The 24,944-nt window shown below is 68.1% G+C and carries 21 protein-coding genes and 1 pseudogene; 12 read left to right on the top strand and 10 right to left on the bottom strand.

Features of this window, described 5'->3' with window-relative positions; all coding sequences use genetic code 11:
- The 11 genes from GWK61_RS13810 to GWK61_RS13760 all read left to right on the top strand — a co-directional run.
- The coding region (locus GWK61_RS13810) for a hypothetical protein (protein WP_194908748.1) at positions 1 to 197 on the top strand (197 nt) is incomplete at its 5' end.
- A gap of 102 nt (positions 198 to 299) precedes the next feature.
- Positions 300 to 536 (top strand): 30S ribosomal protein S18, encoded by a 237-nt coding sequence (rpsR, locus tag GWK61_RS13805; protein ID WP_012784583.1) that lies wholly within the window; start codon positions 300 to 302, stop codon positions 534 to 536.
- 17 nt (positions 537 to 553) lie between these two features.
- Positions 554 to 1,006: a 50S ribosomal protein L9 gene (rplI, locus tag GWK61_RS13800; protein ID WP_194908747.1), complete on the top strand. Its 453-nt coding sequence runs from the start codon at positions 554 to 556 to the stop codon at positions 1,004 to 1,006.
- 159 nt (positions 1,007 to 1,165) lie between these two features.
- On the top strand, positions 1,166 to 2,773 hold the full coding sequence (locus tag GWK61_RS13795) for a N,N-dimethylformamidase beta subunit family domain-containing protein (protein WP_194908746.1): 1,608 nt from the start codon (positions 1,166 to 1,168) through the stop codon (positions 2,771 to 2,773).
- Positions 2,774 to 3,228: 455 nt separating this feature from the next.
- Positions 3,229 to 4,611 (top strand): replicative DNA helicase, encoded by a 1,383-nt coding sequence (gene dnaB, locus GWK61_RS13790; protein WP_194908745.1) that lies wholly within the window; start codon positions 3,229 to 3,231, stop codon positions 4,609 to 4,611.
- 164 nt (positions 4,612 to 4,775) lie between these two features.
- Positions 4,776 to 5,456, top strand: a complete 681-nt coding sequence (locus GWK61_RS13785; RefSeq protein WP_323747554.1) for a TnsA-like heteromeric transposase endonuclease subunit — start codon at positions 4,776 to 4,778, stop codon at positions 5,454 to 5,456.
- Positions 5,453 to 7,543 carry a TnsB C-terminal domain-containing protein gene (locus GWK61_RS59480; protein WP_194908743.1) on the top strand — a complete coding sequence of 697 codons (2,091 nt, stop codon included), beginning with the start codon at positions 5,453 to 5,455 and terminating at the stop codon, positions 7,541 to 7,543. The genes GWK61_RS13785 and GWK61_RS59480 overlap by 4 nt, the downstream gene beginning before the upstream one ends.
- The gene (locus GWK61_RS13775; RefSeq protein ID WP_194908742.1) at positions 7,540 to 8,610 is read left to right on the top strand and encodes an AAA family ATPase; all 1,071 of its coding nucleotides are present in this window, start codon (positions 7,540 to 7,542) and stop codon (positions 8,608 to 8,610) included. Before GWK61_RS59480 ends, GWK61_RS13775 begins: the two co-directional genes overlap by 4 nt.
- Complete coding sequence (locus GWK61_RS13770; RefSeq protein WP_194908741.1) at positions 8,607 to 10,976, top strand: TniQ family protein; 2,370 nt, start codon at positions 8,607 to 8,609, stop codon at positions 10,974 to 10,976. Before GWK61_RS13775 ends, GWK61_RS13770 begins: the two co-directional genes overlap by 4 nt.
- Positions 10,977 to 11,034: 58 nt before the next feature.
- Complete coding sequence (locus GWK61_RS13765) at positions 11,035 to 12,288, top strand: hypothetical protein (protein ID WP_194908740.1); 1,254 nt, start codon at positions 11,035 to 11,037, stop codon at positions 12,286 to 12,288.
- Between the two features lie 148 nt (positions 12,289 to 12,436).
- Positions 12,437 to 13,294 (top strand): hypothetical protein, encoded by an 858-nt coding sequence (locus GWK61_RS13760; RefSeq protein WP_194908739.1) that lies wholly within the window; start codon positions 12,437 to 12,439, stop codon positions 13,292 to 13,294.
- A 174-nt stretch (positions 13,295 to 13,468) separates the two neighbouring features.
- Here the strand turns inward: GWK61_RS13760 and GWK61_RS13755 are convergent, their stop codons facing one another.
- From GWK61_RS13755 to GWK61_RS13720, 8 genes and pseudogenes are all read right to left on the bottom strand, one after another.
- Positions 13,469 to 13,816, bottom strand: coding sequence for a hypothetical protein (locus GWK61_RS13755; protein WP_194908738.1), 348 nt, complete (start codon positions 13,814 to 13,816; stop codon positions 13,469 to 13,471).
- A 50-nt stretch (positions 13,817 to 13,866) separates the two neighbouring features.
- Positions 13,867 to 14,598: pseudogene (locus tag GWK61_RS13750) on the bottom strand (class I SAM-dependent methyltransferase); the annotation flags it as partial.
- 36 nt (positions 14,599 to 14,634) lie between these two features.
- Positions 14,635 to 18,009, bottom strand: a complete 3,375-nt coding sequence (locus GWK61_RS13745; RefSeq protein ID WP_194908736.1) for a DUF4132 domain-containing protein — start codon at positions 18,007 to 18,009, stop codon at positions 14,635 to 14,637.
- Between the two features lie 148 nt (positions 18,010 to 18,157).
- Entirely contained in the window at positions 18,158 to 18,418 is a 261-nt protein-coding gene (locus GWK61_RS13740) for a hypothetical protein (RefSeq protein WP_194908735.1), read from the bottom strand.
- Positions 18,419 to 18,534: 116 nt separating this feature from the next.
- Entirely contained in the window at positions 18,535 to 19,707 is a 1,173-nt protein-coding gene (locus GWK61_RS13735; protein ID WP_369125586.1) for an ABC transporter permease, read from the bottom strand.
- 257 nt (positions 19,708 to 19,964) lie between these two features.
- The gene (locus GWK61_RS13730; protein ID WP_194908734.1) at positions 19,965 to 20,675 is read right to left on the bottom strand and encodes an ABC transporter ATP-binding protein; all 711 of its coding nucleotides are present in this window, start codon (positions 20,673 to 20,675) and stop codon (positions 19,965 to 19,967) included.
- Entirely contained in the window at positions 20,672 to 21,763 is a 1,092-nt protein-coding gene (locus tag GWK61_RS13725) for a peptidoglycan-binding protein (RefSeq protein WP_194908733.1), read from the bottom strand. Before GWK61_RS13725 ends, GWK61_RS13730 begins: the two co-directional genes overlap by 4 nt.
- A gap of 1 nt (position 21,764) precedes the next feature.
- Entirely contained in the window at positions 21,765 to 22,136 is a 372-nt protein-coding gene (locus tag GWK61_RS13720) for a hypothetical protein (RefSeq protein ID WP_194908732.1), read from the bottom strand.
- Between GWK61_RS13720 and GWK61_RS58490 the strand changes: the two genes are divergently transcribed.
- Positions 22,135 to 22,266, top strand: a complete 132-nt coding sequence (locus tag GWK61_RS58490) for a hypothetical protein (protein ID WP_267254260.1) — start codon at positions 22,135 to 22,137, stop codon at positions 22,264 to 22,266. The two genes, GWK61_RS13720 and GWK61_RS58490, sit on opposite strands and share 2 nt — an antisense overlap.
- 151 nt (positions 22,267 to 22,417) lie before the next feature.
- Here GWK61_RS58490 and GWK61_RS13715 read toward each other — a convergent pair whose 3' ends face one another.
- Both GWK61_RS13715 and GWK61_RS13710 read right to left on the bottom strand, forming a co-directional pair.
- On the bottom strand, positions 22,418 to 24,205 hold the full coding sequence (locus GWK61_RS13715; RefSeq protein ID WP_228562273.1) for a sensor histidine kinase: 1,788 nt from the start codon (positions 24,203 to 24,205) through the stop codon (positions 22,418 to 22,420).
- The gene (locus GWK61_RS13710; RefSeq protein WP_194908731.1) at positions 24,189 to 24,935 is read right to left on the bottom strand and encodes a response regulator transcription factor; all 747 of its coding nucleotides are present in this window, start codon (positions 24,933 to 24,935) and stop codon (positions 24,189 to 24,191) included. The genes GWK61_RS13715 and GWK61_RS13710 overlap by 17 nt, the downstream gene beginning before the upstream one ends.
- Positions 24,936 to 24,944: the final 9 nt, after the last annotated feature.

Raw genomic sequence — 24,944 nt, 5'->3', positions numbered from 1 at the left:
GCGGGCGCGCTCCAGGTGACGCTGGCGGAGGCGGTGCCGGCGGTGGCGGCGGGAACTCCGGTGGCGGCTGGGGAGGAAACTCCAGCGGCGGCGGCAACTCCGGCAGCGGTGGCGGCGGGAACCAGGGCGGCGGCAACGACCCCTGGGCATCCGGCGGCGACGGCGGCTGGGGCGGCAACGACGAGCCCCCGTTCTAAAACGCCTGTTTTCCAGGACGCCTGTTCTTTCGGGACATCTGGCGTCCGGTCCCTCAAACGGACCCTTGAACTCGTAGTGAAGAAGTAACCAGGAGAGATCCCATGCCTAAGGCACCTCTCCGCAAGCCGAAGAAGAAGGTTTGCGGATTCTGCAAGGACAAGGTCGCGTACGTCGACTACAAGGACACCACGCTGCTCCGGAAGTTCATTTCGGACCGCGGGAAGATCCGTGCTCGCCGCGTGACCGGCAACTGCACCCAGCACCAGCGCGACGTCGCCGTGGCCGTGAAGAACAGCCGTGAGATGGCGCTGCTGCCCTACACCAGCACCACCCGCTAGGAAGGGGAGGAGAGATCATGGCTACGAAGCTCATCCTCACCCACGAGGTCGGCGGTCTCGGCGAGCCCGGCGACGTCGTCGAGGTCAAGGGCGGCTACGCCCGCAACTACCTCGTCCCGCGCGGCTACGCGATCGCGTGGACCCGCGGCGGCGAGAAGCAGATCGAGCTGATCCGCAAGGCCCGCAAGGTCCGCACGGTCCGCGACCTGGCCCACGCCACCGAGCTCAAGGGCGAGCTGGAGGGCCTGCGGGTCCGCCTGGCGACCCGGGCCGGCGAGTCCGGCCGGCTGTTCGGCGGCGTGACCGTCGCCGACGTGGCCGACGCGGTCAAGCGGGCCGGCGGCCCGGACGTGGACAAGCGGCGGATCGAGATCGGGAACCCGATCAAGACCGTCGGCTCCCACACCGTCTCGGTCCGGCTGCACCCCGAGGTGCAGGCGAAGGTGGAGATCACCGTCGTCGCCGCCTGAGAATCTTCTCCAACGCCTTTCCGGAGGTAATCCAGAAGGCTTGTGGAAGGCTCAACGGAACTGCTTAAAGGGACTGCTCCACCGCAGATCAAACGCGGTGGAGCAGTCCCTTTTGCATTCTGTTTGCCCAGTGCGCCGAGCACCTGGTTGACTTCGCTCATGCATGCCCCTTCCCGTCGCCAGTCGCTGCTGATCCTCGGCAGCCTGGGCCTGGCCGCCGTGGCCGGCGGCGCGTACATGCTGGAGAACCACGGCGGGAACAGCGACGACGGCGCGCCCGCCGGATACGGCAGCAAGGGCCGCGGCCACCACGGCGGCGGCGGCGACGTGAACGAGGGCCTGGAGGGCGGCTCGGACGCCCAGACCGGCGAGACCGTGCCCACCCTGGCGCTGGCGCTGTCGGACGACGGCGCCTGGCGGCCGGACGCCGACGGCTACCAGGCCGTGGACGACCGCGACCAGCGGATCAAGGGCTACGCGTCGTCGACCAGCGTGAACCTCGGGGAGTCGATCGACTTCCACGTCAGCGTGCGCCCGGCGAAGAGCTTCGTGATCAAGTTCTACCGGCTCGGGCGCAGCGCCGCCGGCAAGGGCTCGGAGCTGGTCTTCACCAGCCCCCGGATCACCGGGAAGGCGCAGCCGGCACTCAAGGTCGTCGAGCCGACCCGGACGGTCGTGGCGCCGTGGCAGTCCTCGTACACGCTGAACGTGCCCGCCGCGTGGCGGGGCGGTCTGTACGTCGCGACGCTGGAGAGCCAGGACAAGTACCGCAGCTGCGTGCCGTTCGTGGTGCGCGAGGACGGCAAGGGGGCGGACCTGCTGGTGGTACTGCCGTTCACCACGTACCAGGCGTACAACATGTACCCGGTGGACAAAGAGCTCGGGTCCAGCCTGTACAACGCGTACCTGCCCAACGGCAAGGAGGGCGGCGCGGACATCTGCTCGACCCGGGTCTCCTTCGACCGGCCGTACCACGAGGACGGGCTGCCCCGGCTGTTCGAGCTCGACCAGGCCTTCGCGCAGTGGGTCGAGGCGCAGCCGTACACGATCACGTACACGTCGAGCATCGACCTGCACGCCGGCCGGGTGGACCCGACGAAGTACAAGGCGATGGTCTTCTCAGGCCACGACGAGTACTGGTCGCCGCAGATGCGCACCGTTCTCCAGGCCGCGCTTACTAGGGGTGTCAGTGCCGCCTTCATGGCGGCGAACAACGTCTACTGGAACATCCGGCTGGACGCCTCCGACGCCGGCTCGGAGCACCGGCAGGTGACCTGCTACAAGCGGCACGCCGACCCGGCGGCGACCGGCGGGGTGGCGCCCACCGTGCTGTGGCGCGACCTGGGACAGCCCGAACAGCAGACGCTGGGGTCGATGTACACGGCGATCATCACCGACGCCAAGCCGCAGCCGCTGGTGGTGTCGACGACCGCGCACTGGTTCTGGGGCGGGACCGGGCTGAAGGACGGGCAGCAGATCCCGCACCTGGTGGCCGGGGAGGCGGACAAGGTGTTCCCGCACGTGAAGGGCGGGCCGGCGCCGACGATCCTGGCGCAGTCGCCGTTCACGGCGGAGGGGGACCGGAACAAGCCGGTCGCGGACACGCAGCAGACGGTGCTGTGTCAGTACCCGTCGGGGGCGTGGGTGTTCGACGCCGGGACGTTCCACTGGAACCACGGGTTGTCCACACCCGGGTTCGTGGACGAGCGGATCCAGCGGGCCACGCGGAACCTGCTCGACCGGATGACGGGGAAGACCGCCGCTTAGCGGGGTTGTCCTCGGAGCTGTCCCGGACTGTCCCCAGGCGGTCTCGCGGACTATCCCCGGGCGGTCTCCAGGCGGTCTCCAAGCGGTCCTCAGACGGCCCCGGAGAGTCCTGCGTCTAGCAAAGCTCCGGGGGTCCAGCAAGATTCTTCCGGGAAAATTTTTCTCCACAGCCGGTGGACGAATCAGCGACGCTCCCGTGCACGTCAGGGCTTCACGATCAGTCGCTGGTCGCATTATTCACAGGGACCTTCCACACTCTGTCCCCAGGTACATCGGCGTGTCTCCACAGCTTTCCCCGGTTTATCCACAGGTTATCCACAGGGGGTGTGGACGGCCGCCTCGACCGGCGGGGCCCGGTTCCGTACCGTGGGGGATACGAGCCTGTCGGACCCGTCCCGTACAAAGAAGAGACGAGGGTTTCGCGGGAGTGGCAACGCGGGCAAGGGAGGCGGGACATGAGCATCGACGACCTCCCATACACCGCCGACGAGGCCTACCAGGGCGGCTTCGAACGGACCCCGCCGCAGGACATCCCGGCGGAGCAGTCGGTGCTGGGCGGTATGCTGCTGTCCAAGGACGCCATCGCCGAGGTCATCGAGGTCATCAAGGCCGTCGACTTCTACAAGCCGGCCCACGAGGCGGTCTACGGGGCCATCCTCGAGCTCTACGGCCGCGGCGAGCCGGCCGACCCGGTGACCGTCGCGGCCCTGCTCACCAAGAAGGGCGACATCAACCGCATCGGCGGCGCGCCCTATCTGCACACCCTGATCAACTCGGTCCCCACCGCGGCGAACGCCGGCTACTACGCCGAGATCGTCAAGGAGCGCGCGGTCCTGCGCCGCCTGGTCGAGGCGGGCACCCGCATCGTCCAGATGGGCTACAGCACCGACGGCAGCGACGTCGAGCAGATCGTCGACGCCGCCCAGCAGGAGATGTACAACGTCACCGAGGCCCGCACCAGCGAGGACTACATCCCGCTGGCCGACGCCATGGAGGGCGCGCTCGACGAGATCGAGTCCATCTCCAACCGCTCGGGCCAGATGACCGGCGTCCCCACCGGCTTCCACGACCTGGACTCGCTGACCAACGGTCTGCACCCGGGGCAGATGGTGATCATCGCGGCGCGGCCGGCCATCGGGAAGTCGACGCTTGGACTGGATCTGGCCCGCAGCTGCTCCATCAAGAACGGCCTGACATCCGTCATCTTCTCCCTCGAGATGGGCCGCAACGAGATCATCATGCGCCTGCTCTCGGCCGAGGCCCGCGTCGCCCTGCACCACATGCGCAGCGGCACGATGACCGACGAGGACTGGGCCCGTCTGGCCCGCCGCATGGGGCCGGTGTCCGAGGCGCCGCTGTTCATCGACGACTCGCCGAACATGTCCATGATGGAGATCCGGGCCAAGGCGCGGCGACTGAAGCAGCGGCACGGCCTGCAGTTGGTGATCATCGACTACATGCAGCTGATGCAGCACAGCAGCACCAACTCCAAGCGGCCCGACAGCCGCCAGCAGGAGGTCTCGGAGATCTCCCGGTCCCTGAAGCTGCTGGCCAAGGAGCTCGAGGTCCCGGTCATCGCCATCAGCCAGCTGAACCGAGGCCCCGAACAGCGCACCGACAAGCGCCCGATGATGAGCGACCTGCGCGAGTCCGGCTCCCTGGAGCAGGACGCGGACGTCATCATCCTGCTGCACCGCGAGGACGCCTACGAGCGCGAGTCGCCGCGCGCCGGCGAGGCGGACCTGATCGTGGCCAAGCACCGTAACGGGCCGACGGCGAACATCACGGTGGCGTTCCAAGGTCATTACTCGCGGTTTGTGGACATGGCGCAGAGCTAGGCGGCTCTGTAGGTCATCAATAGGGCTGTCCAATTCTCACGATCTTGTCCACATCTCTGGCCAATCGGACATACCGGTGAGACGCTGCCCACGTGGGGCGGGTCGAAGTACGTAAGGCCACGAGCACGGTCCGCGCGAGGTACCGTGCCTGCGACGGTTCGTTCGTGGAATCCGAGTTGGATCGCCTCGTCGTCGATGAAGTGCTGGACGGTCTCCCGGTGCGGGAGTTCAGATCTTACGCAGGACAGCGCCACTATTCGGGTTGGTTCTTCTCCGCGACCATGGGGCGGCTGCTGGTCTACGAGAGCCTGCTGGAGCTGAGTCGGCTCCAGCTCGCCGATTTCGACCATGACACGGTCGGAATCCTGGGCCAACCGTTCCAGCTGATCGGTGCCGATGGGCGGCGGATCCGTCGCCACGTTCCCGACATCCTGCTCAGTGGCAGAGACGGCACAGTGACCGTCGTCGATGTGAAGCCGGCGTATCTGGTCGAGGACGAAAAGGTCGCGACCATCTTCGAATGGACACGGCTGCTGTGCGCAAGGCGCGGCTGGCGGTTCGAGGTTTACACCGGAGCCGCACGTTATCCGCTGGAGAACATCCGGTTCTTGTTGGGCTATCGACGCGCCGAGTTGGTTCGAGCGGACTTGATCCACTCAGTGCTCGATGCCGTCGGTCCGAGCTCCACCCTCGGGGAGGTCGAACGTCGTCTAAACGGTGTCGCACCTGCCGTGATCAGGCCGGTGATCCTGCACCTTCTGTGGACGCACCAGCTGACTACGAATCTCGGAGTCGTGTTGGGGAGCACGAGCGTGCTCGATGCGGACCGGAGGAATCGGCTGTGAACAACTCAGCCAGCATGCACGCTGACGCCTGGTTCGACCTCGATGGGGAGCGGGTCCAGATCGTGGAGCTACGCGGCCGCGACGTCACCTATCGTTGCGGTGACAGGTTCGCGGCCATCGGCTTGGCGCAGTTCCTGGCCCGAGCGAAGCCGGAGTTGACGGTTCCGGTGGACCCAGGTCTGCCGGTCGGAAGCATTCTTTCTGCGCTCACCCCCGCCCAGACCGAACAGGTGGCCGAGCGGGCCGGACACGTACGAGAGCTGTTGACCGGGTACAAGTCGGGGCACGCCGCGACGGCGCTTCCGAGCGAACCCCGCTCCGATTACGCAGGCACGGGCCTGATGACACGCTATGCCGCCAAGGCTGCCGAGCTCGGCGTCACGGAACGCACGGTGCGTCGGATGACTGCCGCCTATCTGCGTCACGGCGAGGCCGGCTTGGTGGATCTGGGATCGGTGACGGGGCGCGGAGCCAGCCTCGATCCTCGCTGGGAGGACGCAGCGCGGCAGATCATCGCCGAGGGTGTGTCGATCTCGAACCAGACCGACTCAGCACGCATTCTGCTAATCGAGACGCGCCTTGACGAGCTTTACGGGCCAGGCGTAGTCCCGCTCCCATCACGGGCCACGGCCTATCGTCACTTGGCGCGTCTGGCCAAGGGCACTGACACTCGTCAGCGGCCGGCCAAGTCGCGCCGATCGGTGGCTTCACGGCCCAAGGGCACCTATGGCCGGCTGCGGGCGAACCGCCCGGGCGAGTTCTTCATTCTGGACACCCAGAGCCTGGACGTATTCGCGATGGAGCCGGTGACGTTGCGCTGGCTTCCGGTCCAGCTCACCGTGGCTCTCGACCTGTTCAGCCGTTGCGTAGTCGCCGTTCGGGTGACGCCGGTGTCGACCAAGGCGGTCGATGTTGCGGGACTGCTCTATGAGGCGCTGATGCCGAGCCCGCCGCCTCTGTCTTGGGCCGATGAGGCGCGCTGGCCCTATCACGGGCTACCGACCCACTTGGTCTTCGACGAAGTCGAGCATCCAGATGAGGCACCGGCGGTCGGGCTTCCGGGCTGCCCCCCGCAAACGCTGGTCGTGGACCGCGGCAAGGTGTTCTTGTCTGCTCATGTCATCAGCGTCTGCACGCGGCTGGGGATCTCGATCCAACCCGCACGTCCGCGCCAGGGGTCGGACAAACCGACGGTGGAGCGCTTCTTCCGGACGCTGCGCGAAGGCCTGATCCAGTTCCTGCCTGCCTATAAGGGTCCTGACGTCTATAGCCGTGGCGAGAACGTCGAAGACGCGGCATTCTTGTTCATGCATGAGCTCGAGGACGTCATCCGAGAGTGGGTCGGCCTGGTCTATCACCGGCGGTCGCACTCCGGGCTGGCATTGGGGCAGTGGCCGCGCACGAGCCTTTCTCCGCACGAGATGTTCGAGATCGGCGTCGCCCGCGCCGGACTGCTGCGGATCTCGGCGAGTAACGACCTGCTCTACGACTTCCTGGACACCCGATGGTGCACGATCCAGCACTACGGCGTGGACGTCGAGGGGCTTCGCTACAACGGCGAGGCCCTGGACGACTATCGGGACACCGAACGCCCTTACGGTGGCCGTTACCCCGGTAAGTGGCCGGTCCGCTACAACCCCGACGACATCCGCACCGCCTACTTCCAACATCCTGTCACGGGCTGGCAGCCTTTGACCTGGGAGCACGCCCCGGGCATCGAGACACCATTCAGCCTGGAGGCGGCGACCTACTGTCGTCGCGTCGTATTGCGTCAGGGCCGCCAGGTCGATGCACGACAAGCGTTGGCCGAGTTGCTGGCCAGATGGAATGTCGGGAACGTCTTGGACCGCCGGGAGCGACGGATGGCTGCCCGACTGTCGGCCGAGCGTCCAGCACTACCCGACATCGACAACGCCCCGGCAATGGTCGAGATCCTGCCGACGCTGGTAGCTCTGGCCGCCGACGACGGTACCGGCCTCGGAACCGAGCCAGTGGCTTCTGCTGAGATCGAGTCTGACGATGACCAGTTCGACGAGGCAGGCGAGCACGACACCGAAGACGACGATCTGTTCGAGTTCCTGCAATGACCGGAACCGCCTACAGCCTGTCCCGCAAGAGCGGATGGCGCCGCTACGTCGACGATCCACCGCGTCCCAGACCGGAGAAGCTGAATCGGGAGCAACTTGCCGTTCTGGGCGAGGACGCGCTCGATGAGTACAACGAGAGCCGCAAGGACTGGCATGCCAACTTCGGCATCATGCGGACTCCGCAATTGGAGGAGGCACATGTCGCCCTAGAGGAGATCATCGACAGCAATCGGCAGGACCCCGACCGGATCCGGGTGCCTGCGGCCTTCGATGCGTTCCCCGGCATGGGGAAGACGACGATCGTCAATACCTACGCTCGCGACTTCGACCGGCGACAGCGCCGCCGGTTCGGCGAGACAACTGAGGACGGCCACGAACACCTGCCAGTGTTCCGGGTCGGGTTGAGCTCTACCACCACGTTGAAGTCGCTGAACCGCAGGATCTGCGCGTTCTATGGCCACCCCGGAGCTCAACGTGGGAGCGCCGAGCTACTGGGTGAGTATGCCCTGGACTGCGTGCTGTCTTGCGGCACCCGCCTCGGGGTGATCGACGACCTGCACTTCGTCAATCCACGTCGGCGCGACGGATCCGACGTGAGCAACCATCTCAAGTGGTTGTGCAGCGAGTTCCCGGTCACGTTCGTCTACGTGGGTGTCGGACTGAGGGAGAAGGGCTTCCTGAGCGACGGCTTGACCGGCCATAACGCCGCACAGGCACAGAATCCTCGACGCTGGACCGTCCTAGGCGTCAGCGCCTTCGACATCGCCGAGGAGCACGGCCGCGAGGACTGGCTCACGCTGATCAAATCCATCCAGAGCCGGATCGTCTTGGCCGAGCACCGCCGCGGCGATCTGACGGCGCTGAGCGACTACCTGTTCGAGCGAACTACAGGGCATATCGGTTCCTTGATGAGCCTTATCGTTCGCGGGTGCCGGCGGGCCATTCAGACCGGCGACGAGCGAATCAGTCACGACCTGCTCCAGCACGTCCAGATCGATGCCGCAGCGGAGGAAGCACGACAGCGCCTGGCAGCTTCATTGGCAGTGATGCGGTCGACAACGCGGTGAGCGGAACAGGCTCGGAGCAGCTCCAGGCGCTGCCGCTGCGGATCGCAATCGCCCCCGGAGAGAGCCTGGAGAGCTGGCTTGAAGCGCTTGCACGCCGCTATCGGATGACCTTGCGTGCATTCCTGCCCGCTTTGGGCCTCAACGCGCCGCGCACGCCTTACGGTCTCACCCTCGATCTCGACCAGGACTGCCTAAACCGGGTCGGGACACTGGCCGGCACTGATCCCGCCGTGCTGAACGGAACAGTTCTTGACCGCTTCCGACCGCTGGGTGTCGTGGGGGAATCCCGGCCGGGCTTCCCTCAAGGCTATTGGGACCGTTGGACGCGGGGCTCCGGAGCTCGGTTCTGTCCACGATGTCTGGCCGAAACGCAAGGTCGCTGGCAGATCGCGTGGTATCTGAACTGGTCGTTCCTGTGTCTGCGGCATCGGATCTTCCTCGCCTGGAGGTGCCCTGAATGCCACCGGGTTCGACGTTCGGGCGAAAACCGGTGGGACCGGCCTCCCGATGGATTGCGTTGCGCTCACCCGAGCAAGGACACGACGATTCGGGATCGGAGCCGTCAACGCTGCGGCGCTGACCTGTCGACGGCCCGGACGAGTTCGCTGGACGCCGCCCATCCGCTCCTCGGCGTCCAGAAGTCGATCCACCATCTGCTGGGGCTGGCCGGCCCTCAGCCCGACACGGTGGCAATGGCCGGGCTGTCTGTCCCCGCTCCAATCGCGGTCGGCAGCTTGTCGGCCGTCATGCGCTATTACGCCTCCAGGATGTATTTCCTGGACGAGGAGCGCTTGACCGAAGACTGGCTCAGAGAGGGACTTTCCGAGTTCCAATCGCGCCCGAAACCGCCAGGGGTCAGGTCGCCCGTCGCCACCTACGTGGCCATGGCAACTCGGCCGATGCACTTCGGACGAGCCGCCGCAGCAGCATACGAAATTCTCTCAGCTGGGAGTCTGGAGGCGGCCGGACAGCTCTTGGCTAAGATCCTGCCGCGGCCCGAGCTGGAGAACCCGGCGGCCCTCGATGAGCCTGACCCACAGCGCAGGCTCATCGAACAACACACCTACGACCCGGTGCTCGACGCAATCCTTCTGCGGCACCGTGCTCCGCTGATGCGGATCGCTGACCGAGTCGTCTATCGCACGGTCAATCCGATCCCTCGCTTACCGATGGTCAAACCGTTGCCTCCGCCTGACATGGAGCGTCGTCGCGAGTGGCCTCACGCACCCGACCGCCTGGCGTTCGTTCCCGCCAAGCTGGTCCCGCAGGCTGCGTGGCCTTCCGTGGTTGATCATCTGCGTCCGCCGCAGACCAAGGACACCGCAGCATTCCGAGCCGCGGTGGCGATGCTGATCGCGAAAGCCGGAAATGTGAACCAGTGGGGGCGCCTGGCGATGCAGCTGTCGTTGCCTGCGTCGATGGCCAGGACCATCTCGGCGGTCCTGCGTCGCCTTGCTCGCGAAGGCTGGCTTGACTCGGTTCTGATCGGAATCGACACCCTCGTCGAAGAGCTCAGCCTTAGCCCGCCGCCAATCGACTACGCCCGCCGGCGCTGGCTTTTCCGCGATCTTGAGTTTGTCGCTCCCGCACGATTTCAGCATGGCTGTCGAAAAGCCGGGATCATGGCAACGGAGCGGCGGCGGCGCTTTGCCACCATGTGCTTGTGGGAGATGCTCACCGAAGGCGACATCCGGCTGCACCCAGGTGTCCTTGCGCCTCACAGCCCCACGGACCGTTCCGCCTACCTTGCCTTCCGTGCGACCGACGCAATCGCGCTCACCACATTCTTCGCAGAAGAGGCAGAGCTACACCTGCTGCGCCACCGCATCGACGAGCCGTTGCGATGGCAGCCGTCGTTCAAGGACCCCGACGGACCGACGTGGAACCTGCCTGAACCGGACCGTGACCGCCGTCTGAGCGGCTGGACGACGCACCAACGGGAACCCGGGCTTGGAAACGGCCCACGAGTGCACACCCCAAACTGGTACGTCTTCCTGGAAGATCTATTCGGTTATCCGTCGCTTCTGCACCTCTTTCGGGACCTCCATGCGCTGCGCTCCTTTCCCGAGCGCTACGACCGGAATGATGCCGACCTCGACTGGTACGGCTCAGCCCATAGCCCGGCCGACCTGCCCCGCTGGGCGACAACCCGGTTTGGCGTTCGCCTCCTTCACCTGGGGTCCGTCCGGCTGACAGTTGCCGGCGACGAACTGCTGGATGCATACCTTTACACCTTCGGCACCGCTTACGAGGATCCGTGGGAGGAGGTCGCCGTGACGTCTGCAAGCCCGGCTGTTAACGCAACCAGTGGCATCGACCAAGGCGAGGCGCATTCACCAGTTCAGCACCAGCGCACCACTGGATGAGATGGCCGCACACCACCCCGGCCGCGACCCTAGGCACGACTACTGCCACGATCGGTGCGTGGACTCGGTAGACGCGCTGCTGATACAGACTGACTGGTCGGAGCTTGACCACGCCTATGGGCCGGCCTCCGATGCCCCTTTCCAGTTGTTGGCATTGCTCGGCAAGGACGTTCAAACCCGCAGCGCTGCGGTTGCCTATCTGGACAGCTCAGTCCTGCACCAGGGCAGCATCTACTCGGCTACCGGTCCGGTCGCTCTTGTCGTCGCGGCGATGCTCGATGATCCGCGAACCATGGAGCTCGTGGAGAACGTCCTGCCTTGGGACACCGCACCACGCCCACTGCGCCTGGACCTGGTCGACTTCCTCGCCCGTGTCGCCGAGTCCTGCATGTTCGATGCCGTGGACGACGCAGCGCTGATCGCTGAGGCCCACCCTGCGGGGCGCGACGAAGCTGACCTCGAGCGGATGCGGGCCGAAACCAGAGCCTGGCTGCAGGACATCACCCGAGATGACACCTCGCCTCCTCCGAAGACACCGGCGGCCGCGATGCTGGACCGCGAGTTCCAGCAGACGATGCGCGCCCGGAACAAACTGGCCTGCCGGTCCACCGCGCCTGAGCTTCTCGCTGCGCTGACCTTGGTCTTCGACGACCCCGACGGCCGCATCAGAGTCAAGGCCTTGGAAGCGGCCGTCCACCTCAGCGGGCACCAAGACCTGGTCGAAGCGCAGTCAGCGCTGACCGAACGTCTCGAATCCACTGCCGGCGATTGCTCGGATCCCAGAGCGCGGGCGGCAGCAGCACGACTTCTGGGCATGCTGGGAGCCCGCCCGCAGGCCTTGCTTCTTGATGAACATCCCGGAGTCAGGGCCTGTGCCGCGCTGGCGCCCGAATTGGCGGACGATCCACGCGCCACACGCGCGATCCTAGACGCGCTGCTCACACCCACCGTGGCCGATCACTGGTTCGAGGGACACCTGCCGGGCCAGGAGGGCTGGCTGCGATTCGACCTGATCTGGGCAGCAGTCGAACGCGTCGACGACTTCGCGGAACTACTCCCCGCCGCGCTCGCCACGCTCCCCTTAGCCGGGATGTTCACCCTCGACAAGGACCTCGGTTCGTTCCTGACAGCGGCATTCCCACGTCTCCACCAGGATGGCGACAGATTCTCGGCAGCTCAGCGCACCTACCTATCCGCGCTGATCGATCGGGAGGACCTCTGGCGCGCCGCCAGCGCTCAGCCATGGTTCCGGAGGACGGGGCTACCACGGGACCGCGATACCTGCCGCGCCCTCGTCACCCCACTTCAGTGACGGACTGGACAGAACTGTGAGAAAGCGACTTGTGGACAAGGACTGAGATCCAGGACTCTTCCCAGCTCACAGCGTCGCCGTTGGACGAAGAGAACGAGGACCTACACTCGCCTAGGGTCGCGACGGTTTCCGCGCAGAACTCGGATCGATGTCCGTATACGAGCAGACCCCGGACGGCCCGGGGAGCCCGGCGCATCGCGCAGACTCCCTCACGACCCTCTATGCGCTCAGCAGGCTCAGTGACGTGCTTCTCCTGAGCTTTCAACCGGAGGCCGACCCGGCGTGGGACACGCCGTGGGAACACTGGCTCGACCTCGTCGGCACCGACTGGCCGGCCATCACCCGCGAGCAGTACCTGGAGCTGTTCACCGCGCTGGGGATGAGCCCGATCACCGATCTGCGCTTCGACCCGCTGCTCCACGAGATCGTCGAGATCGTCGAGGTCGACCAGGCCGACGACGCCGACGCGCCGATCACCGTCTCCGATCCGGTCTGGCCGGGACTGATGCTCGGGCAGATGGTCTTCGCCCGGGCCGGGGTGAAGGTCCGCGCCGGAGTCAACCACGCACAGCGCGGCATCGCCGACCGGTCCCCGCTGTACTGGACGTTCCTGCGTCGCCACCGCCCCGCGATCGACCTCTCGGGGGCCTGGGGCCGCTACTCCGAGTGGGACACCGACTTCCGCCGCGACTACCGCGCCGACCACGTCCAGCACCTGAACGTCGACGTCACCGGGGACGTCGAAGCGGACGACCCCCGAGACGGGGACCTGCCGCCCCTGCTCACCCGGTCAGAACGACGCGATCTCGTACGCCACCGCTGCCTGCTGCGCACCCCGGACAACCGGGCTGCCCTGGAGGCCACCGATCCCCACTGGGGGACGAACCTTTGGCCGTTCTACTGGGCGCTGACCGTTTCGCTTCCCGGAAATCACGCCGGCCTCGGGGGCCACTCATATCCGAGCTCGCGGGCGAATTCGGCGGAGCCGCCACAGATCTCGGCGTAGCCGCGCGGGTCGTTGTCGGTCAGTTCGGCTCCGAAGCGTCCCGCCTGCACTGAGGGGTCCTCGTCGGTGACCGTCAGGACCGTGCGGAACTGGAGCCATGGCGCATAGGCGGTCGGAGGCCGTGGGTGGAACAGCAGGACGTCGATCTCGTCAGGCTTCCAGGACGACGCGGTCTCAAGCTCGAACTGCCAACGGCCCAACCGCTCCGGATCGGCACGCAGCCAGTCGTCGAGCAGCCTGGCCACCGTCGCGCCGGATGGTCACGCACAGCGCACCGCAGCAGCGCCAGGTGCAATCGGCCTCGGCCAGCTCGACCTCGTGGGGTTCGTCGCCCGCACGCAGCCCGTCCGGCCGGAGCAGCAGCTCAGGCACATGGCCGGGTCCGGACTCGAAGGCGTCGGCGACGACGTCGCGGCCGTCGACGATCGGATGGACGACGGCGCTCACGACGATGACGCCGTTCCGTCCGGTCTCGCTGGAAACGCGGACGTCAACATGAAGGCTGCTCAGCACGGATCCCACGCTGAGATCCTTCCAGAGGCTCGGGCCGAGGAGCCATGTCATATCGGCTGTCAGGCGATAAGCAGGCAACTACAAAAGGCTGCCTCATCAAGGCCGAGCAAGTCGCGGTTGCGCTCGGCCCATCGGCCGGACGCCAGGTCGGCGCGGAGGGCGCGGACTGCCCGCTGTTCGGCGGCGGGGCCGACGCGGGACCAGACCGACATGCCGCGGCGGATGTGTTCGTCGAGGTAGGCGTCGGGGCGGCGCCAGTAGGCCTCGTAGAAGCCGTCGGTGCAGTTCCAGGGGATGCGTACGGGTTCGGCGCGGGCTGCGATCGCTGCGGCCAGCTCGGAGAGGGGAGGGCGGCCGGTCCAGAGGGCGGCGTGCTCAGGCAGGTAGTCGCGGGTCAGCCAGAAGCGGTCGGGGTCGCTGGCGTCGTGGGTGAACACCACCACGCGGCGGGCGACGCGGCGCAGCTCGCGCAGGCCGGCGATGGGGTCCTCCCAGTGGTCGATGGTCGCTAAGGCCATCGCGGCGTCGAAGGACTGGTCCTCGAACGGGAGGCTTTCCGCGCTGGCGGCGATGCACGGGGCCGCGCCGGCCGGGCGTTGGGCCCGCATGGTCGCCGACGGTTCCACCGCGGTGACGTCACGGTCCGGAGGCTCGTAGGACCCGGTGCCCGCGCCGACGTTCAGCACGGTCCGAGCATCGCCGAGCACCGCCCAGATCTGCGCGGCGATCCGAGCATCGGTACGGCGGGTCGCCGTGTAGGCCGCGCCGATGGTGTCGTACAGCTGTCCGCCTGACATCGAGCCTCCATCTATATGCGGGTACTGAAACTACCCCTGTAGTTCCTCCAGCTGGCGCAGCACCTGCGCGGCTGTCGCGTCGTCGAGTTCGGACCACGGCAGCGCGTGGCGGTCGAATTCGGGGCTCTCGCCGGTCGAGCTCAGCCAGACCGCGGTGATGAACTGAAGCTCGCTATAGCCCGGAGCCCCGGCCTGAATGCCCGGCTCCAGCTCCATGACCACGTGCCGACCGCCACCGACCGAACGCAGGCTGCGGTGCCAGCGTGGGCCCTCGGCCAGCGAAGCGGCGGCCAGGGGGCCACGCTGCCAGCCTCGAGCCCGGAGTGCGGCGATCGACCACGCGAAGAACGTGGTCTGGGGGATCAGGTAACCGAGTTGTGCCGGCTCCGGCGTGATGAAGGACCGGACGAGCAGTTTCGACGCGCGATCCCCGGCGGTCAGCCCCGGAAGCGGCCGCCCCAGTTGTTCGAACGGCTGCAGGATCTCGTAGTCGGCCACGACCTCGGACCACTCCCCCAGCGCCGCCCCCAAGTCCGCGGGGTGCGCGACGCCTACCTTCGCGCGAGGCGGGATCTCGTAATGCGCATCGCTGACATCTGCGTAGCTAAGGTCCTCGGCCACCCGGAACGACCCGAGCACGTTCTCCTGCTCGTCATAGACGCCCCAGACCAACCGCCGCACGAGACGCCGCATGACCGGGTGCCCCACCAAGTACGTGCCGAAATCCTCCGGCGACCACCGGCCCCGGCTGAGCATCGCCGACTCCAGCCGGTTGACCTGATCGACGGCGACCGTCCGAGCCGTCTTCTTGAGCTCCGCGAACTTCTTGTACGCCGCGTCCGCCAACTCCGGGTCATCGTTCTTGCCGGGCTTCGGCAACGCCTTCAACGGCTTGCCGGCCGCATCCGCGACCCACGGACGCAACAGCTCGTCGAATCCGACGACGAACCGACGCGCCCCGTAGTCCAACTCCAGCGAGCCCTCCGGCCCCAGACCGAGGTCCGGAACCACGCGGTCGGACAGCGCGCTCGCCGACAGGTCCATCGCCTCGGCGATGGAGTCGAACCGCTCCTGCGCCGCGCGCTTGATCCCGGCCAGCCGCCCCTTCGCCGCGTAGGCTCGCAGCGTCGTCAAAGCCCGGTCGCCGCCGGTCGCCGCCAGCACCCGGAACTCGTCCCCGACCGACTCGTCGCCGCTCTCGTTCATCTCCCGCAGCACCGGAAGCAGCCGCTCGACGGTGCTCTCGTCCCCGAACGCGCCGAGTGCGCGCAAACCGACCTCGCGCGATGCCTTGTACAGCGACCATGCGAACTCGGCCAGAGAGGCGGCGTCGCAGGCCTCTGTGACGATCGCCAATCCGGCGTACGACTCGTCCGGCTTGGAGATCATGAGCATGTCGACGACGGCTTGCGCAGCACTCTGCGGCAGCGTCGTCTGGCCGTCCTTCAACCGGATCGGGGCCAGTAGCGCAGCCCGAGCAGCTGGCGGCGGCTGGGGCATCGTGCGCGGGAAGACGCCGAGCCCGTCGTCGGCCAGCAGCTCCTTGACCGCCTGACCGGCCTCGGCACCGTAGGCGCGAGTCGCGACCGCCGGCACGTCGACGCCGACGGTTTCGACGACCCGCAGCGCGGCCTCAGCGCTGCGGCGGACCTTGCCGCGCTTCCCCAACGCCGCCGGCACCGCGCACCGCGCCGCCGTCTCGGGATGCCGACGCAGCCAGTTCATCGCCAAGCCCTGCACGCTGCGCAGTCGGCTCAAGCCGTCCACCATCAGCGCGACGACCTCCGGATTCGCGAACGGCACAAGTAACCGCGCACGCAGCGCGGGCCGACGCTCGATCGCCAGTACAGCCGGAAGCGCGAGGACTTCATACCGCGCGATGAAGGCCCGGGCCCGATCGTCGTCTGCCTTGATAGAGGGTCGCCATCCGTCGGCCAACAGCGGACGGACCAGGTCGTCGGGCCCGTGTGCGGCGAAGTAGAGCGCGGTCGAGGCGTCGGCCGCGTCATCAGGGATCTGCTTTACGAGGACCGACCAGCCCTCCTGCGGCGCCCAACCGGCGTCCTGCGGGCAGAGCCACTCCTCCCGTTCGCCGGGCAGCCAGACCACCTTGGTCTCGGCCGGCGGCGTGAGTCCTTCGACCACGATCGGCTGCGCCGGCTTACGTTTCCGGTCCCGCCACGGCGGCGCTGCGAGGATCGCAGGAAGCTGAGCCAGGAGCGCGGCTCCGTCCGGATCGTCGGGAAACAGTGCGCTGACCTGCTTGGCGCCGGCCGGGGTCAGATACGCCAGCTCGGAGCGAGCGAACTCGGGATCGGCGTGTACGACTGCGGTGAGGACGGCGACGGCGATCGAGGTCGGTTCAGCCTCGGCCAGGACTCGCAAGGCGCGTCGTGGGAATCGCGCCACGGCCTCGTGCAGGCGAGACAGGACCCTGGGATCCTCGGCTCGGTCCAGGAGAGCCGATATCGCCTCGGCGCGCGGAATCCGGGCGATCAGGTCCAGGATTCGTTCGTGGGCCGCGCACGGTTCGCCCGGTTCACAACGATGGCCGAGGTCGAGCCACGCGACCAGGAACGGCAAGGCGTCGGCGCCCGCGTAGGTCAGGAACGTGAGCTCGATGTCGAGGTCGCCGTCCCACTTCCAGGGCTGCACGCGAGCGGCCTCGCCGAGCGCGACAGCCTGCTGTGCGCTACGTATCCCGGGAAGGAGCGCGACGGCCGGAAGCAGTCCCTGCGTCGCGGCCTCCCTGTCGGACCGGCTCCAGTCGGCCTCCTCGGGGAACAGGAAGCTCGTCAGGGTTCGATGAAAGCCGGTGCGATCGTCCTCCCTCAGGCGGACGGCTGCGCGTTTGGCGTCGTCGTGATCCGGTCCTGGAACCCGGCGGCGGAGCTCCAGCAATCGCTTCAGCTGCGGCCAGTCGTCGAGCAGCATCGGCGGCTGATCGGCTGGCCGCAGGCGAACGAGTCCCGGCTCGTGGTCCAGAAGGCAGAAATGGGCGAACGCCTTCATCGCGAAGGCTAGATCCCGAGCGCATTCCCAGATCTCGACGTTCGCGACGTCATCAGGGTTCGAATACTCGCTGTCGCGAATCACCGTCGCGATCAGAGCGGCCTGCAATGGAGACTGAACTGCGAGGTCGAAGGCATCGACGCCGGACAGCGCCTCGGCCAACTCCGGATCGCTTTCGGGAGAGGTCCGTGCCTGCTCGATCAGGCGTAGCAGACCGGAATCCGGTTGCCGGCGCCGCGCCAGTACCCGCTCGGCACCACTGCGATCGATATCAGGGTGCTTACCGAACCCGAACCGGGAGCGGTCGACGATCCTCCGGCCGTCGTAGGCGGATGGCAGGGTGAACTCGTCCTCGGGATCCCGCCGCGCCGTGCCGAACTGATCGTCGCTCATAGCGCAGTAGTATGCCGCCGCTATTCAGGCGTTGCCGGTCCCGTCAGTTCAGCCAGGAGCGCGCGACCATGGCGTGTGAAGATCCGCGGGACCTCCCACCCCACGACGACGGGGCCGCGTACTCCGATGACGACGCGTTCCGTCTTGGTCAGGACCCCCGGGTCGGTGACCGGCTCGCCGATCCATTCGATCTGGTGGGACCGGCCGCGCGGGGGTCGACGTTCTCCGCGCCGCCCTTACCGACGCGGCTTCCGGCGACCATGCCGACGACGCCGAGGCCGGGCAACGCGCCCGCCGCGTATTCGCGCATGCCGCCTATGCGGGCCGCCGACGTGGCGTTGAGCACCTGTTCGTCGTCCTTGAGGCTGTGCTTCAGACGGCGCGTGGCTTTGCGCGTCAGACTCGACATCGGCCGCCTTCGTCAGAGGAACGGGTACCGCGCGGTGCGCGAATCAGGGTACAGCGATGCTCGATCCTTCGAAACATTGAGCGATGGCCCCGAGGTGAAGTTTCGGGGCCGTCGCGTCACACCGTCGCCAGGGCCTCGGTCGGCGGCAGGCGCGAGGCGCGCACCGCCGGATGGACCCCGGCGAGCACGCCGACGACGAGCGCCGCGCCGACGCCGCCGAGCACGGAGCCGATGGGGATGACGGCGGGCCAGTTGCGGGACATCGCGTAGCCGGCGGTGCCGAGGACGCCGACGGCGGCGCCGGCGAGGCCGCCGAGCAGACACAGCAGCACGGATTCGGTGAGGAACTGGCCGCGGATCTGGCGGCGGGTGGCGCCGAGGGCTCGGCGCAGGCCGATCTCCCTGCGGCGTTCGAGGACTGACACGATCATCGTGTTGGCCACGCCGACCGCTCCCACCAGCAGCGCCACGCCTGCCAGGCCGAGGAACAGGCCTGACAGCGCGGTCTCGGTCAGCTGCTTGGCCGCGAGGGCGGCCGAGGGCTGGCTGACCACGATCTGGCCCGGGTTCTGCGGGTAGACCGTCGCGGCGAGGACGGATTGGACCGCGTAGATCTGGGATTCCCGGACTCGCGCGTAGAGCTGCGTCGGGTGCTCGTCGAAGCTCAGGTAGTGGCGGGCCGCGTCCCAGCCGACGAGGACGGATTGCTGCACTTCGGGGGCCAGCGGGCTGGCGGCGAGGATGCCGACCACGGTGAAGGCCTGGGAGCCGATCCAGATCTGCGGGGCAGGCTGGCTCGGCGGGAGCTTGGTGATGCCGAGCCAAGTGGCGGCCACCGAGCCGAGGACGACGGTCGGGAAGGCCGCGTCCGAGGCGGTGAGGTAGTGCCCGGCAACGAGGTGCGCGCCGATCACCGCGGGGAGGTCGTAGCCCTCGGCGGCCAGGACGGTGACGCCGGAGCTGTCCTTGGCCGGGATGGCCGGCGAGCGGCGCACCTCGGCGCCGGTGTTGGCGACCTCGCTGACCTGCTCGACCGGCGGGATCCTGGCGACCATCGCACCGGCCGACTTCAGGACCGGCGGCAGGGTCTGGGTGTCCTGGTCCAGAACGGCCTGCGCACTGAGCAGGTTCGTACCGAGCGCCGAGAGCTGATCGGTGAGGGCGCGCTGGGAGGACGCCGGGATGCCGACGACCATGATCACGGTGGCGATGCCGATCGAGATGCCGAGGGAGGACAGGACGGCCCGCATCTTGCGGGTGCGGGGGCCGAGGAGGCCGAGGCCGAGGATGTCGGCGGGGTTGAGGCGGACGGTGCGGGGGGAGGAGCGGGCGGAGCGCTTAGGGTCCGGGCCGCGCTCGGAAGCATCCGGATCAAAGTGCTGCTCAGGCGCGACGTCTCGGGCGGCAAGCTCATCGCGGTCGGCGGCGGCGCAGGCAGCAGCAAAGGCGGCGCGCTCGGGGGCAGCGGAGTGGTCGGCATCGCGGGCGCCATGCTCGGAAGCCGCATCGCGGGCGGCATCCTCGGAGGCGTCCCCGTCAAAGCGCGTCACAACACCGCCCCCTGCTCCGCAGCGACCGGCGCGTGCAGCACCTCGTCGGCCTTGATTCGTCCGTCCAGGATCTCCACGCGGCGGGGCAGGGCGTCGGCGATCTGCCGGTCGTGGGTGATCAGGGCGATGGTGGTGCCGGCTTGGTTGAGGGTCCGGAGCAGCTGGAGGATCGCGCGGCCGTTGGCGGTGTCGAGTGCTCCCGTGGGCTCGTCGGCGAGGACCAGTGCTGGGTCGTTGACCAGTGCTCGGGCGATGGCTACGCGCTGCTTCTCGCCGCCGGAGAGTTGGTGCGGCTTGTGGTGCCGGCGGTGTGCGAGGCCGACCTTGTCCAGGGCGGTTTCGGCGAGGGCGCTGCGGGATCTGCGTGGCACGCCGGCGTAGAGGAGGCCGGTCGCCACGTTCTGGGCGGCGCTGAGCCCTTCGATGAGCTGGAACTGCTGGAACACGAATCCGATCTCTCTGGCGCGTAGGGCGGACAGCTCCCGGTCGTTCAGCGTCACCACGTCCTGATCCCGCACGGACACGGTCCCGCTGGAGGGCCGGTCCAGGGTCCCCATCAGGTTCAGCAGCGTGGACTTGCCGGAGCCGGAGGGCCCGACGATGGCGAGCAGTTCGCCGGCGTCGATGGTGAGGCTGGCGTCGTCCAGGGCCCGCACGCCGCCGGCATAGTCCTTGGTCGCGTGGTCCAGTCGCAGCACCGCACTCACGAGACGGTCACGACCTTCAGCCCCTCGGTGATCCCCTGCCCGGAGATCTGCACGAGCCCGTTCGCGAACAGCCCGGTCTGCACCCCGACGAGAATGCTCGTCTGGCCGGTCCCGGCAACCACCTGCACCGCGTAGCCGCCGCCCTGGACCGCGACCAAAGCCTCGACCGGCACAGCCAGGACGTTGTTCACAGAGCCCGTGGTGATGTTCACCCCGACCGAACCGGAATCCATCCCAGACAGCACCGACTGGTCGGCGACGTCGATGGTCATCGACGGTCCGGACGAGCCACCACCACTGCCGCCACTGCCACCGCCGCCAGAAGCGGAACCGGCCGCAGCCGCCGCACCGGGCGAGCTCAGCGCTGAAACGGTGCCCGTGGTCTGCTTACTGTTGGGCAGCGAAAGCGAGACCTTCAGCCCGCGAATCAGAACACTGGTATCGACCTGCCGCGGATCGACGGCGGCCGTGACATGCTTCGTCGTCGAGCTCAAACTCAGCAGATCCGCCGTGGCCGAAGCGCCGAGTTGGACGTCGAGCGAGCTGACGCGGACCGGCGCCGGCAGCACAGCCAGGTCCCCGATCGCCAACGTGCCGTTCGCCGTCAACCCCTTGCTCAGCTGCCACTTCTTGAGCGCGGCCTCAGTGCCCGAGGTGTACGCGTCACCGCTCGGCGCGACCTCATACCCAAGGGACCGCAGGTTCGCATTGACTTCGGCGACGTCCGGCCCCGGCGTGGCCTGCGCGTTGATCGCGCGGTAGAGCGGCGTGGCGCCGAGAAAGAGGATCACAGGCTGCGCGTCGACGCCGTACAGCGTCTGGCCTTGGCCCACGACCGCGCCGACGGCGGGCAGCCAGGTGACCGTCCCGCTCTTGCGTCCGGTGTAGGGCGTGGCGGTGCCGTACCCGAGGGTGCCCTGGAGGGTGACGCTGGTGGTCAGATTGGTGCGGGTGATGGCGGCCGTCTGCGGCGCGACGGGCTTGGCTTCAGGCGGAGGCGCGGGATGGAAACGCAGCATGTAGACCGCTGTGACGGCGACCGCGGACACGACCACGGCGACCAGCGCGGCGAGGAACCACTTACGCACCTCAGCTGCCGAGCCCTTGAGCGGCGACCTGCTTCTCGCAGTCCGGCGTGTCCTGCATGCCCAGGGTGATCGACTGGGAGTCGTTGTTGGGCCCGCCGAGGGACACCCCATACTGGCCTCCTTGCGGGGAGTCCGCCGAGACGTACTGGACGCCCTTGTCGCGCAAGCACTGCACGACCGCGTGGACGAACTCGGCGGCCTTCGGGTTACTGGCGTCGAGCTGCCACGGCGGCAACGGGTCCTCGGAGACGCAGGCGTTCTGCGCCTTCACCATGGCGGCCTGGTCCCGGAGGTTCTTCTCTTTGCTGTAGCCGTTCGTCGCCATGCACTGGCTGTACTGCGTGTAGAGCGAGTTGATCTGCGTGTTGGTCATGTCGAGCGTGATACGCGGCCGCGCAGCGGTGGCAGAGCCCCTCGTCCCCGCCGGGGCACTCGCGTTCGCGTTCGCGCTCGCCGAGCCGGAGCCGGAGGTGGCGACGGAAGCCGGCAGCGACGGCACTTGAGCCTGAGGCTGCTTGGCCGCGGTGGACGAGCACGCGGCAAGAGCCAGCGCGCATACGGCCACCACGCCGCCGGCGACAGGATGGGAAGACCAGGTATGGGTTTTCACAGCGCACGAGCCTGCCCAGCAAATGCGAAGAACTTGTGCGAACGCTATGCGAGTTCCTTCGTCACCGGCAGCTGGATGGTGAACGTCGCGCCGGTACCCGGCGTACTGGTCACGCTGACCTCGCCGCCGTGTGCCTCGACGAGTTGGCGCACGATGGCCAGTCCCAGTCCGCTGCCGCCAGTGCGGCGGTTGCGCGACTTGTCCGCGCGCCAGAAGCGGTCGAAGACGGAGGCCAGATCCTCTGCGGCAATTCCGGGCCCTGTGTCGGTCACCGCTATGCGGACGGTCTCGCCGGCCTGCTCGGCGCGGATCGTGATCCGCCCTTCCGGCGGAGTGTGCCGCTCGGCGTTGGCCACGAGGTTCCCGACGGCCTGCCGCAGCCGCATCGGGTCCGCCACGACCCGCAGATCCGGCGGCACCTCGACGGTCGCGCGTCCGCCGCCGGCCGCGGCGATGTGCCGGAGCAGCCCGCCGAGGTCGAGCTCCGCCGGCTCCAGGCGCAGCTGCCCGGCGTCGGCGAGGGCGAGGTCCCGCAGGTCATCGACCAGATGCTGGAGCAGCAGGGTCTCCTCCAGCAGCGAGGAGACCAGGTCGGTGTCCAGGTCGGCCACGCCGTCGTTGGCCGCGATCAACCAGCCCTTGATCGTGCTCAACGGCGTGCGCAGCTCGTGGGAGATGTCGTTGACCAGTGCCTTGCGTTGCCGGTCGGTCCGGGCGACGTGCTCGGCCATCTCGTTGAAGGCCGCGGTCAGCTCGGCGATCTCCCAGCGGGCGCTGGTCGCGGCGCGGGCCGTGCCGTCGCCGGCGCGCATGCGGCGCGTCGCCTCGGTGAGCGCGCGGACCGGACGGATCACGCGGTTCGCCAGCAGCATGGCGACGCCGACCGTGAGCAGCGCGACGAGGGTGGCGACTCCGGCGATGCGCCAGCTGTCGGCCGCCGACAGGCCGACGCTCGCCTGGCCGTTGGCGTTGCCGAGCGGCATGGCTTCCATGAACGCGGCCGGTGCGACGTACGGCCGCAGCTGGAGGCGCCGGGCGTTGAGCAGGCAGGTGCGGTCCTGCGCTTCATCGGCCGGCGGCGCGACGACGGTGACCTCGCCCGCGCCGGTCAGCGCCAGCTTCATCGGGGCGGCGGTGACACAGCCCTTCATCGACGCGCCGAGCTGGTTGAGCGCCGCTTGCTCGGTCGCGGTGGGCATGACCGAGGGGGAGTCCTCGAACCCGATGTAGCCGCCGCCCTGGCCCAGGATGTCGCGGCAGGACTCGGGGGCGCTGGCCAGCGGGACGCGCAGGTAGGGGCGGCCGCTGGGGACTTCGGCGATGCCGTCGTCCAGGCCGTTGTAGCGCAGACAGCCCGCTCCCTTCTCGACGAGCGCTTCCAGGTCGGAGTGTTCCTGGGTGGTGAGAAGGAAGGGACTGGTGACCTTGGGGTCGATGCCGTCCGGGAACCGGGTCGCGGCGAGCTCGTTGTCGACGGTCAGCGGATCGATGGCCACCAGCGGCTCCGCGCCGCGCGAGTCGGACGCCGTGGCGGGCGAGCTCTCGATCGGCCGGCCGCCGTCCGGGGTGACGACGATGCGGACGCCCAGTTCCTGCGACATGTCGGCGAGGACCGGGCCGACGGTGGACCAGGTGGTGTGGGTGGCGGCGTAGTCGACCACGGCTTCGTAGACCAGGGGATACGCCTGGCGGACGGTGTTCTCCTGCTGCGCGATCGAGGTGGTCGCGCCCTGGACCGAGAGCCAGGCTGTCGCGGCGACCGCGCCGGCCGCGACCAGGATGGTGCCGGCCAGGAGCCTGGTTCGCAGGCCGTACTTAGGCATCGTAGGCATCGGCGGAGTCGGCGGCGGAGGCATCGGTCACGTCAGTCATGCGATACCCGACGCCGTAGACCGTCTGCAGGAACACCGGATTGCGAGGGTCCGCCTCGATCTTGCGGCGCAGGTTCTTCACGTGCGCGTCGGCGGTGCGCTCGGTGACGAAACTGTCGGGCTCGTGCGCCTGGTCGAGGAGCTGGCGTCGGCTGAAGACCCGGCCGGGACTGGACATCAGGGTTTCGAGGAGACGGAATTCCGCCGGCGTGCACTCGATTCTGGTGCCGTCGAGCCGGACCTCGTGGCGGACCTGGTCGAGTGTCAGCGGCCCGACGCGCAGCGGGAGGACGACCGATCCGGCCGAGCCGACCGCACCGCCGGCGGCTTGCGCGCGCCGAAGCAGCGAGCGCACGCGGGCCATCAGCTCGCGCGGGTCGTAGGGCTTGGTGAGGTAGTCGTCGGCGCCGAGGTCGAAGCCTGCGAGCTTGTCCTCGGCCGCCGACCGGGCCGTCACCACGAGGATCGGCACGTCGTAGTCGCGCCGCAGGACGCGCAGCACGTCAAGACCGTCGAGCTCGGGCATCATCACGTCGAGGATCAGCAGATCGGGACGTCGGCTGCGCACCTGGTCGATCGCCGCGCGACCGTCGGCGACCACGAGGACCGCGTGGTCCTCGCGGGTCAGGTAACGGCGAACCAGCTCAGCCTGCTTCGCATCGTCCTCGGCGACCAGTACGAACGCACCCACGGCGTGAGA

Source organism: Catenulispora rubra, assembly GCF_015356825.1.
Lineage (GTDB): Bacteria > Actinomycetota > Actinomycetes > Streptomycetales > Catenulisporaceae > Catenulispora > Catenulispora rubra.
Note: the sequence above shows the minus strand (reverse complement) of the source record. Positions and strands in the feature narration are given on the sequence as shown.